This window comes from Methyloradius palustris, from assembly GCF_019703875.1.
Taxonomy (GTDB): domain Bacteria; phylum Pseudomonadota; class Gammaproteobacteria; order Burkholderiales; family Methylophilaceae; genus Methyloradius; species Methyloradius palustris.
Window position 1 is genome coordinate 470,047 of sequence record NZ_AP024110.1, and the last position, 13,119, is coordinate 483,165.

The following is a 13,119-nucleotide window of genomic DNA, read 5'->3' on the forward strand; positions in this document are numbered from 1 at the left end:
TTACTAAAATAAACGAGATGAATTAAAGATTATGGAAATTTTCAAGATCAAAAAAGATATTCCCTTCATGAGTTATGGCCGTCTCACAACGGCTATTTCTCTGATCACCTTTATTCTGGCGATATTCTTTCTAGCGCACCGCGGCCTGAATCTGGGAGTAGATTTCACTGGCGGTACGATCATCGAGGTGAGCTATCCAGAAACGGCTGATCTGGGCAAGATTCGTGAAGTGGTTGATACCTTGGGGCACAAAGAAGCAACCGTGCAGAACTTCGGTAGCAGTCACGATGTGTTGATTCGGTTGCCACTAAAAGAAGGTGTGACCAAAGCCCAATTGTCAGAGCAAGTATTGGCCGCATTGACCGAGAAAACGCCTGGTGTAGAAATGCGCCGCGTGGAGTTGGTGGGTTCGCAAGTTGGCCAAGAGCTCTATGAAAACGGCGCACTGGCCTTGTTATTGGTTTCAGTCGGTATCGTTGCCTACTTGGCTTTACGTTTTGAGTGGCGTTTTGCGGTAGCCGCGATTGTTGCCAATATGCATGACGTGGTGATCATTCTTGGCTTCTTCGCATTCTTTCAGTGGGAATTTAATTTGACCGTGCTTGCGGCGATTCTGGCCGTGCTAGGTTACTCGGTGAATGAGTCTGTGGTGGTGTTTGACCGTGTGCGTGAAAACTTCCGCAAGATGCGTAAGGCTAGCGTGCCAGATGTCATCAATAATGCAATCACAGCTACCATGTCACGTACCGTGATTACGCACGCCATGACGCAAACAATGGTCTGCTCAATGCTACTATTTGGTGGCGAAGTGCTGCACAATTTTGCGCTGGCACTGACTATTGGTATTTTGTTCGGTATCTATTCTTCAGTGCTGGTGGCGAGCCCTGTTGCTATGTGGTTAGGTGTTTCGCGTGCAAACTTGATGGGCAATACTGAAAAGAAATCTGACGTAGAAGCAATGCCTTGACACTATTACCGCCCAGCGCGGTAAACTAGTGTTCACCCACTACATTTTCAAACCTCTTTGGACGTTATCTCCCTGCCCATGCAGTATGGCGTACTTGCCATACTGCTCATGATTTCTGGCCTGTTTTCAATCGCTGAAACCAGTTTGATGTCGCTCAACCGTTATCGCCTGCGTAAGCTAGTGGACGAAGGCCATCGTGGCGCTCGGCTCGCCACAAAATTACTCAATAAAACAGATAAATTATTAGGCGTCATTCTGCTTGGCAATAACTTCGCCAATGCTTGCTCAGTGACACTAGTTGCCGTGATTAGCGTTGAGTTATATGGTGAAGATAAGTCTGCCTTGATGGTCGGCACTATCCTCATTACCGTGGCTACGCTCATTTTTAGCGAAATGTTACCTCGAGTATTTGCAGCCCGTTTTCCCGAAAGAATAGCCTTCGCCAGTAGTTATGTGCTGACACCATTACTTAAACTTCTCTATCCCATCGTCTGGCTAATCAATGCGTTGGTCAACGTCATTGCGCGATTATTTGGCATCAAAGTGAATTTTACTGAAAATGGCCATGCGCTTTCCATGGATGAACTACGCCATATCGTGCTGGATGCGGGCAGCTATATCCCCAAAAAACACCGTGCCATCTTGTTGAATCTTTTTGATCTTGAAAAGAGCACGGTGGATGACGTGATGACGGCACACACCAATATTGAAGTGATTGATTTTGATGAGCCGATTGAAGAGATCATCAAGCAATTATCGTCCAGTCAGCACACACGGTTGCCGGTGCGCCAAGGCGCGAATGAAGAAATCGTCGGCATATTGCATATACGCAAAGTGATGAACCATTTGCGTGATGGCGAACTGGATCTTGAGATACTGCGGGAAATCATCTCTGACCCTTACTTTATCCCTTCTGGAACTCCGCTCTATATGCAGATGCAGCAGTTCCAGGAGAACAAGCAGCGTATTGCGCTGGTGGTTGATGAATACGGTGAACTCAAAGGCTTGGTGACACTCGAAGATATACTTGAGGAAATCATCGGCGATTTCACTACCCAATCACCTTCGCTTTCTGGGGCATATCATCAGGATGAAGATGGCAGTTGGTTAGTGGATGGTATTAGTCCATTGCGTGATCTCAATAAAAAACTTGCGCTATCATTACCATTAGATGGTCCGCGCACACTGAATGGCTTGGTGCTGGAGCATTTTGAGGATATTCCGGAGCCTGGCACCAGTTTCAAGATTGCAGGGCATACCCTTGAGATTGTCCAGACGCAGGACAAAGTCGTTAAAAGCGTACGCATTTTTCCCTGAAAATCCGCGCTGAATCAGCGATCTTGCAAGTGTAGGCGCCAAGATTGGAACAAAGATGATTAACCACACTTGTTTCAGGCTTGAATTATTCTAAATTCGGTTCAATATAGGTACCACGATGGCAAGTATTAAAAATCAGGAAAATACTGTCCTAGAGAAAAAGGCGGTTAAAACTAAACCGCCAGCGATGTATAAAGTATTACTGTTAAATGACGATTACACTCCTATGGAGTTTGTGGTTGATGTGATACAGCGGTTTTTTAGTAAAAGTCGTGAACAAGCAACGCAAATCATGCTCAAAGTACATACCGAGGGCGCTGGAGTGTGTGGGGTTTACCCACACGGCATTGCAGAAACAAAAGTAAACCAGGTTTTAGAATACGCTCGCGAACATCAACACCCATTGCAATGCGCAATGGAAGAAGTCTGAGGAAACGCAAATTATGATAGCCCAGGAATTAGAAGTCTCCCTACACATGGCATTTATGGATGCTCGGCAGAAACGCCATGAGCTGATCACGGTTGAGCATCTATTGCTCGCCATGATTGATAATCCAACTGCGGCTGAAGTACTTAGGTCATGCGGCGCTAATCTCGATAATCTGCGTAGCGAACTTAATCACTACATTGAAGAACACACCCCAACTGTAGAAGGCGATGAAGAGGTCGATACACAGCCAACGTTAGGCTTTCAACGCGTAATTCAGCGTGCGATTTTGCATGTGCAATCATCAGGTAAAAAAGAAGTGACAGGCGCTAACGTACTTGTTGCGATTTATGGTGAAAAAGATTCGCATGCTGTGTTCTTCTTGCATCAGCAATCTGTGACTCGCCTTGATGTTGTTAACTTCATCTCACATGGCGTTGCTAAGGTGGCTGATGGCGCTAACAAACGTGCCGAAACAGAGCAAGAGGCTGAAACAGAAGCCGCACCTGCTGGCGCGCTTGAAAACTACACACTGAATTTAAACCAGCAAGTATTGGCTGGAAAGATAGATCCACTTATTGGCCGCGATAGCGAAATTGAACGTGTCATCCAAACCCTTTGCCGCCGTCGTAAAAACAACCCATTATTGGTGGGTGAGGCAGGAGTTGGTAAAACTGCTATTGCAGAAGGATTAGCACGCCGTATCGTTGAAGGTAACGTGCCTGAAGTCTTATCCAAGGCTGTAATCTATTCGCTAGATATGGGCGCGCTGTTAGCTGGTACGAAATACCGTGGTGATTTTGAGCAACGCCTAAAAGCCGTCATGAAGAAACTTGCTGAAAGCCCAAACTCAGTCTTGTTTGTGGATGAAATCCATACCTTGATTGGTGCTGGCGCTGCCAGTGGTGGCACATTGGATGCCTCTAATTTGCTCAAGCCTGCGCTTTCAAACGGCTCGCTCAAATGCATAGGCGCAACTACTTATCAGGAATATCGTGGCATCTTTGAAAAAGACCACGCACTTTCACGTCGCTTCCAGAAAGTGGATGTTTCTGAGCCTAGCGTTTCTGAAACCATTGAAATACTTAAGGGCTTGAAATCACGTTTTGAACAGCATCATGGCGTGAAATACAGCGCATCTGCTTTGAGCACTGCGGCTGAGCTTTCTGCTAAATACATCAACGATCGCCATTTGCCAGACAAGGCGATTGACGTGATTGATGAGGCTGGCGCTGCGCAACGTATCTTGCCTAAATCCAAGCAGAAGAAAGTGATCAGCAACAAGGAGATTGAAGACATCATCGCCAAGATTGCGCGGATTCCGCCCAAGAATATTTCAAGTGACGATCGCAATGCGCTTAAAACGCTGGATCGTGATTTGAAGGCGACTGTGTTTGGTCAAGATAAGGCCATAGAATCGCTGTCAGCCGCCATTAAAATGGCGCGTAGTGGTTTGGGTAGCCAAGATAAACCAATCGGCTCATTCCTGTTCTCTGGCCCTACTGGGGTTGGTAAAACAGAAGTGGCAAAACAGTTGGCTTACACATTGGGTATCGAGCTGATTCGTTTTGATATGTCTGAATACATGGAGCGTCATGCGGTGTCTCGCTTGATTGGCGCACCTCCAGGCTATGTTGGTTTTGAGCAGGGTGGGTTGATGACAGAAGCCATCACCAAGCATCCATATTGCGTATTGTTGTTAGATGAGATTGAAAAAGCCCATCCAGACATTTTCAATATCTTGCTACAGGTAATGGATCACGGCACACTGACTGATAACAATGGTCGTAAGGCTGATTTCCGCAATGTCACGATTATCATGACTACCAATGCTGGTGCTGAAGCCATATCTAAAACAGGTATCGGCTTCAATCTGCCTAGCAAGGTGAATGATGACTTGGCTGAAATCAAGCGTATGTTCAGCCCTGAGTTCCGCAATCGTCTTGATGCGACTGTGTCGTTTGCACCATTGACGCAAGAGATCATCATGCGCGTAGTGGATAAATTCTTGATGCAGCTTGAAGATCAGTTGCACGAGAAAAAGGTTGAAGTCAGCTTCAGTGATGAACTAAAAGCTTATCTCGGCAAGAATGGCTTTGATCCATTGATGGGCGCAAGGCCGATGTCGCGATTGATCCAAGACACTATCCGCAGAGCCTTGGCAGACGAGTTATTGTTCGGTCGCTTGGCGAATGGTGGTAGCGTTAAAGTGGATATTGACGATAAAGACCAAGTCAAACTGGTATTTGATGAAGAGCCAACCAGCAAGCCAAGCAAACCATCAAAACTGGAAGTTGATCTAGCTTAAGCAATCGTTATTAGTTATTGCTTCCCCGTGGGTTGATGCGCTAGTCGTGTCAGCCCATTTTTTATTTTTGCATAATGCTAATAAAGAGCGGTGAATTAACCCATTCATTCAGCCATGCGCGGACTTTTGGGTAGGGCGCTTGTGAGAACCATGGCTCATCTACGCCCGCAAATTGGCGAACAAATGGAAAGATGGCGATGTCTGCAATCGAACAATTGCTACCTAACAAATAATGATGTTGGACGAGTAGCGCTTCTAGCTTGCTGACAAATACCTCACATTGTTGTCGATACTCTTCTTGTGAGTGCTCGGGAAAGCGCACGGCATATTTATAGCGGTCTAGCGCCTGTTTGAATGTGCCATCATTTTCTGAAATCAGCCGATTAGCATCAATTGCCAGTTCACTTGCGCTGTTTGATAGCCAATCGTCTTTATCTTGCTGCAACAACGCCCATTGCATGATCTCCAGGCTTTGTTCAATCACCTTGCCATCTGGTAACGCAAGTACAGGCACCGTGGCTTTGGGCGAGACTTCTAATAGATGCTGCGGTTTATCTCTAAGTGAAATCTCGATAATTTCAACCGTAATGTCGCTATATCGCAACGCCATACGGGCGCGCATGGCATAAGGGCAACGACGATAAGAGTAGAGGATGGGAATGCTCATTGATGATACGTGCCGCTAGAAATTCAGCGTTATCTGTGCAACAAAATCTCTAATACGAATTTGCTGCCAATATAGGCGAGAAACAATAGGGCAAAGCCGCTCAGTGTCCAGCGGATAGCTTTGCGGCCACGCCAGCCATACTGAAACCTACCTAGCAATAATCCACCAAACACCAGCCATGAAACGATGGTGAATATATTTTTATGGTTAAACCTGAGTGCCTGGTGGAACATGGCTTCGGAGAACAGCATGCCGCTGATCAAAGTCAACGTGAGCAATATGAAGCCTAGGCCTATCATTCTGAACAGCAATGTTTCCATCACCATCAGCGGCGGGAAATCTGGCAGTTTGATGAGTGTAGGTTTTTGGTGCAGGCTGCGCTCCGCAGCCATCATCAATAAAGCATGCAGCGCCGCAAAGGTGAAGAGGCTATAGGCCAGCATGGAGATAACCAGGTGGGTCATGAATAAGGGCTGCTTGGCATAAGGCAGCAAATGCGCTTCTGGCAGCAGGTACTGTAACAACACAAAGAAAGCCGCAGGCGGTAATACAAAGGCCTGCAGGCTGTTCAAATGATGCTTGAGGTCAGTCAGCCAGTAAATCAGTACAGTCAGCCAGAATATGGCAGAGAGTGCGTTTGAAAGCCCTAAGTTAAGCCCGCCTGTGAACAGTGATTTGTATAACAAGCATGCATGCAATATCAATCCAACCGCAATCAGGTGTGGATGCCAGCGCGAGATTTTGAGCGAAGGTTTTGCTGAGGCATCTAGCCAAAAATCAGCAGCCACTAAAGCGTAAATCAAAGCCGTGATGAAATAGGGAGCAAACTCAATCATGTGTATGTGTATAGGTGACTTGGGTTAAAATTAGTATTTATTCAATACTATAACATGGTGTAAATCAGGCGCTAACGCCTGCGCCTTTACAAAAACCCATGGTGATAGGTTTAAGCAACGCTGGAAAATATAAAATGTTTGAAAACTTAAGTGGAAGACTGCAAGGCGTCATCAAGAATCTACGTGGCCAAGCACGGCTGACGGAAGATAACATTGCCGATGCCTTGCGCGAAGTGCGTATGGCGCTGCTAGAGGCCGATGTTGCTTTGCCAGTCGTTAAAGACTTTATCGCCCAAGTAAAAGAACGTGCACAAGGCCGTGAAGTGCTGCAAAGCCTCACGCCAGGCCAAGCCGTCATTCAGGTGGTGCATGAAGAGCTCACCAAGCTGATGGGCACAGATAATGCGGCGCTTAACTTGGCCGCCGTACCGCCCGCAATTATCCTCATGGCAGGTTTGCAGGGCTCTGGTAAAACCACCACTTCAGCCAAACTCGCGCGCTTGCTCAAAGCACAGAAAAAGAAAGTGTTGCTGACCAGCGCGGATATTTATCGCCCAGCGGCTATCGAGCAATTAAGAACTCTGGCCAAAAGTCTGGATGTCGATTTCTTTGAATCCGATATTTCGCAAAAACCAGAAACAATCGCCACCAATGTACTAGACCACGCCAAACGCCATTTCTACGATGTGGTGATCTTCGATACCGCAGGTCGCCTGGGTATTGATGAAGCCATGATGGCCGAGATCAAGGCGCTGCACACGCTGTTAAACCCAATCGAAACCTTGTTTGTGGTTGATGCCATGCAGGGCCAAGATGCCATCAACACTGCGCGTGCCTTTGGCGAAACTTTACCGTTAACGGGCGTTGTACTCACCAAGCTAGATGGCGATGCACGTGGCGGTGCTGCACTCTCAGTGCGCCACATTACTGGCAAGCCCATCAAGTTTATCGGTGTCAGCGAAAAGGTCGATGGCCTCGAACCCTTCCACCCAGAGCGCATGGCCTCACGCATACTCGGCATGGGCGATGTGCTCTCGCTCATTGAGCATGCTCAAAAGAATGTCGATCTGGACGAAGCCAAAAAACTGGCCGACAAAGTTAAATCAGGCAAAAACTTTGACCTTGAAGACTACAAATCCCAGATACAGCAAATGCGTAACATGGGCGGCATGGGTGCGCTCATGGATAAGCTCCCCGCACAAATGGCGGGCATGGCAGGCCAGATGAGCGGAGAAGCAGGCGATAAAGCCGTGCGCCGTATGGAAGGCATCATCAACTCCATGACGCCATTAGAGCGCCGCAAGCCAGAGCTCATCAAAGCCACCCGCAAGCGCCGTATCGCACTCGGCGCAGGCGTGCAGGTGCAAGAGGTCAATCGACTGCTCAACCAGTTTGAAGACGTGCAAAAAATGATGAAGATGTTCGCCAAAGGCGGCATGACCAAAATGATGCGCGCCATGCAAGGCAGATTCCCAGGATTAAAGTAAACCCAGCCAATCAGCCATTTAATTTGCGCCAAGCGTGATTTAAAGCGTATTTCAGGTTGACGGCATAGGCGCTTTTCGGGATAATTGCGCCCTTTCCGATGTAACTAAAAATACATCATGGGTTGTTAGCTCAGCTGGTAGAGCAGCGGACTTTTAATCCGTTTGTCGTGGGTTCGATCCCCGCACAGCCCACCAATAAAAACAAGGGGTTACGAGCAATCGTGACCCCTTTGTTATTCAAAAGTGTCAACCGAATAAATCTCTTCAGCAACACAGTAGTTTGCCATCGTAAGTACTTTCGCAGTAATCACTAGAAAAGGAACGGATAAGATGGAAATTTACAATGACATTGGCTCGGATTCAGGCGTGGTCTCTTTTCAAACAGCGGCTGATTCAATCAGTATTAAATTCAAGAAGTCAGACCAAGTCTATAAATATACCTATGCATCTGCTGGGGCCAAGAACATTGAAGCCATGAAGCTACGGGCAATATCTGGGGATGGTTTGAATAGTTATATTCTAAGAAACGTACAGAACAAGTTCGTAAAGTAATTTATCCGAGCTTTTTCAGAGGATTCAAGGTTCGTGCTTCCTGAAGGTGGTCTGGTGACAGATGTGCATAATACATCGTCAGATTGCTATGACCCAATAATCTCTGCAGCACCAATATATTTATTTGCTGCTTTTATTCGCATGCTGCAGTATGTCTTTTGCTTTAACCAAAACGTAACCAGGCTTCGAAATGGCTTTATTTACTTCACTGTGATCTTTTTTAAGATTTGTGTGGATGAGTCCTAGCGTAGCCATTAATGTTGTTAAGCCTAATGCTGGATTGCCAGTTGCAGCACTATAAATTGATATAGTCATCCCAAGAATGCCACCCATATTATGGAAGTTTTTTTCTGAATTAATGTCTATAGAGCTAAGCTCAGCTCTAACTTCTTCAGCCTGCGTTCTCATCTCAGTTAATAGCTCAGAAGATTTTGATTCGTTATCTGACATAGACAAATTCTCTTGCGTAAGACTTTTAAGCATAAGTTCTCTAAATTGAGGCAAAGCTTTATCAGCAGAATTTCTGAGCTCGACTACTTGCTGAGGTGTTAAATCTTTAATCCATGGCAGATTTGTGTCTCTGGAATTTTCCCAATTTAGATGGTTGTATACATTTCGATCGTTACCTTCCAGTTTCTTCAAAGTTTTTAACCCAATTCTTGAATTGGAAAAAATGGTTGAATTCATCGATTCTGTAGTATTCATTGTGAACAATAATTCGTGAATTTCTTCCCATATAATTTCCCCAAACATCTGTCTTGCCATAGTTTTCATTGTTTTTCTATTTTTCAAAGCTGGATCTATAAATTTACTAAGCATCAATGAAGGAACATGCAAGTTATTGGTATCCAGTACAAGATGGTCATTAGATTTATGGTGCGAAACCCCATGCCAAAACTCCTGAATTGCCTCATCGGTAAAATTATCTACATTGTCATATAATTTTTCTAAACAACCTGCGCAATAACTTCTAACTGGGCTCGTGAATTGAATTATTCCTGCTTCTATTAAAGGACGAAGAACTTGAAGCACAGTAGCTTCTTTGATGAGTTCTAGAACTTGATCATCTGTCCAACTCAAATCTTTATTGCCATCGTCAATAAATTTTGTTGTAAAAGGATCAGGGAGGTAGATTACTTCACTGTACAAACCGATTGTTCTTGAAAAATTCAAAGCCATGCTAATTCGGCAGTCGAAACCCGAACATTTGCCGAAGTCTCCAAACGGATTCATACCGCTAACAGGACTTACGTTGAATTTTGTAAGATCGTTAGGCTGATTATCAACATACGTATGATTTGACAATGTCCATTCTGCTTGCTGTGTTATATCGGGGATTAATTTTTTAGCTGACTTCAAAATCCCCTTAATATCCTTGTCGATAAAATTTACGCTGTTTAGTAATTCTAAGACAGGGGGTAGATTACTCATCTCTTTATGCCTTTTAATTTCATGCCAAAATTGATCACGAAATGATTACGCTTCATAAATAATCTCCTTCTTGCCAAACCAGATATTCGACTCTCTTGTGAGTAACCAATAAATTTCAAGTGCTGGGAGGAAGATTGTTACCCATGAAGCGATGTCTACATACCGTTTGGTAGTAGGAGGGCTCCAAAAGAAACTTAAAAGACTCAATGAGCTGAGTGCTAGCCAGGTATATCTGGAAGGGTTGCTACGTCTGTACAACTTGTAGGGGAGAATGGCTAAGACAATGTAGATAATTAATTCTATTGCGAATTGTCTGGATGGAATCTTGCCCGTGGACCAATCTATTATTGTCAGTACAAGACCCACAGATAATTCCGCAAATATCGCTATCAAGGCATAGCGCACTGATTTCGGCATAAATACTTCCCCTATTTAAACCATTTGAATTACTTCTCGAGAGATTAACTCACCATTTCTATTCTATCAATTGACTAACCATTCAAACTTTTACTTACCACCTCAAACACATCACTGGAAAGATTGCCTGAATCCATAATCGCTTGCAGCGCATCTTTCATCTTGGCTTGTAGCTCTGGTGTATAGCGTTTCCATTCCCGAAATGGTGTGACCTGACGAGCGGCAATTTGTGGGTTAATCGCGTTCAATTCAATAATCGCATCTCTTAATATTGCATAGCCTTGGCCGCTTGGGTCATGGAACTTCACGGGGTTATTGATTGCAAATGCGGAATAGAGCGAGCGCACGCGATTTGGGTTTTTGATATTGAATTCCGCATGGTTTCGTAGCTTTGCGAAATCATCGAATATCTCATCCCGGTTGGCGATAGCTTGCAGCGAAAACCATTTATCAACGACCAATTGATAGTCTTTAAATCGGTGATAGAAATCGGTGAATACTTCTTCACGCTCTGGTTGTGTGCTGTCGGATAAGCAGGCTAATGCAGCGACACGGTCGGTCATATTATCGGCATGGTCATAATGTGCCTTGGCCAGAGCCGCGCATCCGCTGCCATTAGTCACGGTCAATAATTCAAGCACGGTGTTTTTTAGTGACCTCCGCCCCATTGCTTCAGGGGAGATAGAGAACTCGCCCATGCTGAGATTATCTTTATATAGACGTAGCAAGGCATCTTTGTGCGTGCGTTTAATGGCTTTGAGTATATGCGTGCGGGCACTGTCAATGGCCGCTGGGTCAATCACATCCTGCGTTTGTGCAATTACTGCGATGGCGGGCAGGGATAGGGCTCTCGCCAGAAGGGCTTTATCGCCTTTATTGTTAAGGCCTTGCTGAATCATGATCCCAATATCATCAATAAATTGAGATATATCGACTTCGCTGTCAGCCATTACCCGTTCAATAGTGCGCAGTGCGATGGTTTGGCCCGCCTCCCATTTGTTGAAGCCGTCAGTATCGCTGAGTTGTAGCAGACGAAGGTTATCGTCACTCAAGTCAGTGGTTAATTTCACAGGTGCAGAAAAGCCGCGCAAGATTGATGGTACAGGGCGTGTTTTGACGTTATCGAAGGTGAAGCTTTGTTCACGTTCGGTCATTTCAAGCACTTGTGTTGGGTGCGTCTCAATGCCTTGCTCGTTGAGTAAGCCAACTGCCACAGGGATAAGCAGTGGCTTTTTATTTGTTTGGCCTGGTGTATCAGCTTGCGATTGTTTTAGGGTGAGGGTGAATTGCTTTTGTTCTTCATCATATTGGCTGGAAGCGATTAAGGACGGTGTGCCAGCCTGTTTGTACCATAAGAAGAATTGCGACATATCGCGACCAGAGGCATCTGCCATGCATTGCACAAAATCATCGCAGGTGACGGCATGGCCATCGTAGCGATCAAAGTAAAGGTCAGTTGCTTTACGGTAGGTGTCTTCGCCCAGCAGGGTCTGTTGCATGCGAATGAGCTCTGAGCCTTTTTCATACACGGTCATGGTGTAGAAATTGCTGATCTCGATGAAATTATCGGGTTGCACCGCATGGGCAAGTGGGCTGGCATCTTCCGAGAATTGAAAGCGACGCAAGTGATCAACGTCATCAATACGCTGCACGGAACGAGAGTTCATGTCAGCGCTGAATTCGTGATCCCTGAACACGGTCAGGCCTTCTTTGAGTGACAGTTGGAACCAATCGCGGCAAGTCACGCGGTTGCCAGTCCAGTTGTGGAAGTATTCGTGGGCGATCACACCTTCAACACTCATGAAGTCAGTATCGGTGGCCGTTTCTTGGTGAGCGAGTACTAGCTTGGTGTTAAAGATGTTGAGCGAGGTGTTTTCCATCGCGCCCATATTGAAGTCACTCACGGCCACGATGTTGAACAGATCAAGCTCGTATTCACGGCCGTATTTCTCTTCGTCCCATTGCATGGATTTTTTGAGGGATTGCATGGCGTGGTCACATTGGCCTTCATCACCAGAACGAACGTAGATATGCAGGTCTACATTGCGGCCCGACATAGTTTTAAAGGTATCTTCAATGCGGACAAGGTCGCCAGCCACCAATGCGAAAAGGTAGCAAGGCTTAGGAAATGGGTCATTCCATGCGGTGAAATGGCGCCCGTTAGCTAATTCTCCAGATTCCACCAAGTTGCCGTTAGAGAGCAGCACTGGATACTTGCTTTTATCTGCCTCAATACGGACAGAGAAGATGCTCAGTACATCCGGCCTATCCTGGAAGTAGGTAATGCGGCGAAAACCTTCGGCCTCGCACTGTGTGCAATAGGTGCCTTGAGATTTATACAGTCCTTCGAGCGCCGTGTTGGTTTCGGGGTGAATTTCAGAGGTGATAGTGAGCGTGAATTTTTCGCCTGCCTCATTGATGGTTATTTGATTATCAGCCAGCATGTAGCCAGTGAAGGCTACGCCGTCGATCTCAACGGAGAGGATGGTTTGATCCTGCCCATTTAAGATCAGCGTACTTGAATTGCCATCAGGGTTCTTAATGTATAAAACCTCTGACCTAACGATTGTCTTGTCTTCAAATAACTCAAAGACGAGATTGATATGCGAGGCCTTGTATGGAGCCGGGGCATAGTCTTTCAGGTAAATCGTCTTAGGTTTGATTATATTGGACCCAACTTCAGTATCTGGTGACATGAGCAATAATTTCT

10 protein-coding genes and 1 tRNA gene are annotated in these 13,119 nt (G+C 45.7%); 7 read left to right on the plus strand and 4 right to left on the minus strand.

Annotation, left to right across the window (positions count from 1 at the left end):
* The first annotated feature begins 31 nt into the window (after positions 1–31).
* From secF to clpA, 4 genes are all read left to right on the plus strand, one after another.
* Positions 32–967: a protein translocase subunit SecF gene (gene secF / locus ZMTM_RS02430; RefSeq protein ID WP_221764754.1), complete on the plus strand. Its 936-nt coding sequence runs from the start codon at positions 32–34 to the stop codon at positions 965–967.
* Positions 968–1,045: 78 nt separating this feature from the next.
* The gene (locus ZMTM_RS02435) at positions 1,046–2,284 is read left to right on the plus strand and encodes an HlyC/CorC family transporter (RefSeq protein WP_221765542.1); all 1,239 of its coding nucleotides are present in this window, start codon (positions 1,046–1,048) and stop codon (positions 2,282–2,284) included.
* A 118-nt stretch (positions 2,285–2,402) separates the two neighbouring features.
* Positions 2,403–2,714: an ATP-dependent Clp protease adapter ClpS gene (clpS, locus tag ZMTM_RS02440; RefSeq protein WP_221764755.1), complete on the plus strand. Its 312-nt coding sequence runs from the start codon at positions 2,403–2,405 to the stop codon at positions 2,712–2,714.
* Positions 2,715–2,727: 13 nt separating this feature from the next.
* The gene (gene clpA / locus ZMTM_RS02445; protein ID WP_221764756.1) at positions 2,728–5,019 is read left to right on the plus strand and encodes an ATP-dependent Clp protease ATP-binding subunit ClpA; all 2,292 of its coding nucleotides are present in this window, start codon (positions 2,728–2,730) and stop codon (positions 5,017–5,019) included.
* A gap of 61 nt (positions 5,020–5,080) precedes the next feature.
* Here clpA and ZMTM_RS02450 read toward each other — a convergent pair whose 3' ends face one another.
* Both ZMTM_RS02450 and ZMTM_RS02455 read right to left on the minus strand, forming a co-directional pair.
* A complete protein-coding gene (locus ZMTM_RS02450; RefSeq protein WP_221764757.1) occupies positions 5,081–5,686 on the minus strand; it encodes a glutathione S-transferase in 606 nt (201 codons plus the stop codon).
* 29 nt (positions 5,687–5,715) lie between these two features.
* Entirely contained in the window at positions 5,716–6,522 is an 807-nt protein-coding gene (locus tag ZMTM_RS02455) for a cytochrome C assembly family protein (RefSeq protein ID WP_221764758.1), read from the minus strand.
* Positions 6,523–6,656: 134 nt separating this feature from the next.
* On the opposite strand from ZMTM_RS02455, the gene ffh reads away from it, so the two are divergent.
* The 3 genes from ffh (at position 6,657) to ZMTM_RS02470 (ending at position 8,561) form a co-directional block, all read left to right on the plus strand.
* Positions 6,657–8,009: a signal recognition particle protein gene (gene ffh / locus ZMTM_RS02460; protein ID WP_221764759.1), complete on the plus strand. Its 1,353-nt coding sequence runs from the start codon at positions 6,657–6,659 to the stop codon at positions 8,007–8,009.
* A 119-nt stretch (positions 8,010–8,128) separates the two neighbouring features.
* Positions 8,129–8,204: transfer RNA gene (locus ZMTM_RS02465), tRNA-Lys, on the plus strand.
* Positions 8,205–8,339: 135 nt separating this feature from the next.
* A complete protein-coding gene (locus ZMTM_RS02470; protein ID WP_221764760.1) occupies positions 8,340–8,561 on the plus strand; it encodes a hypothetical protein in 222 nt (73 codons plus the stop codon).
* A 120-nt stretch (positions 8,562–8,681) separates the two neighbouring features.
* On the opposite strand, the gene ZMTM_RS02475 is transcribed toward ZMTM_RS02470, so the two are convergent.
* On the minus strand, positions 8,682–9,992 hold the full coding sequence (locus tag ZMTM_RS02475) for a hypothetical protein (protein ID WP_221764761.1): 1,311 nt from the start codon (positions 9,990–9,992) through the stop codon (positions 8,682–8,684).
* Positions 9,993–10,483: 491 nt separating this feature from the next.
* On the minus strand, positions 10,484–13,105 hold the full coding sequence (pepN, locus tag ZMTM_RS02480) for an aminopeptidase N (protein ID WP_221764762.1): 2,622 nt from the start codon (positions 13,103–13,105) through the stop codon (positions 10,484–10,486).
* Between the last annotated feature and the right edge of the window lie 14 nt (positions 13,106–13,119).

What these genes read in the sequence shown, in the direction of transcription:
- ZMTM_RS02450 (WP_221764757.1), bottom strand. Translation starts at nt 5,686, where the DNA reads ATGAGCATTCCCATCCTCTACTCTTATCGTCGTTGCCCTTATGCCATG.
- clpS (WP_221764755.1), top strand. Translation starts at nt 2,403, where the DNA reads ATGGCAAGTATTAAAAATCAGGAAAATACTGTCCTAGAGAAAAAGGCG.
- ZMTM_RS02455 (WP_221764758.1), bottom strand. Translation starts at nt 6,522, where the DNA reads ATGATTGAGTTTGCTCCCTATTTCATCACGGCTTTGATTTACGCTTTA.
- secF (WP_221764754.1), top strand. Translation starts at nt 32, where the DNA reads ATGGAAATTTTCAAGATCAAAAAAGATATTCCCTTCATGAGTTATGGC.
- clpA (WP_221764756.1), top strand. Translation starts at nt 2,728, where the DNA reads ATGATAGCCCAGGAATTAGAAGTCTCCCTACACATGGCATTTATGGAT.
- ZMTM_RS02435 (WP_221765542.1), top strand. Translation starts at nt 1,046, where the DNA reads ATGCAGTATGGCGTACTTGCCATACTGCTCATGATTTCTGGCCTGTTT.
- ZMTM_RS02470 (WP_221764760.1), top strand. Translation starts at nt 8,340, where the DNA reads ATGGAAATTTACAATGACATTGGCTCGGATTCAGGCGTGGTCTCTTTT.
- pepN (WP_221764762.1), bottom strand. Translation starts at nt 13,105, where the DNA reads ATGTCACCAGATACTGAAGTTGGGTCCAATATAATCAAACCTAAGACG.
- ffh (WP_221764759.1), top strand. Translation starts at nt 6,657, where the DNA reads ATGTTTGAAAACTTAAGTGGAAGACTGCAAGGCGTCATCAAGAATCTA.
- ZMTM_RS02475 (WP_221764761.1), bottom strand. Translation starts at nt 9,992, where the DNA reads ATGAGTAATCTACCCCCTGTCTTAGAATTACTAAACAGCGTAAATTTT.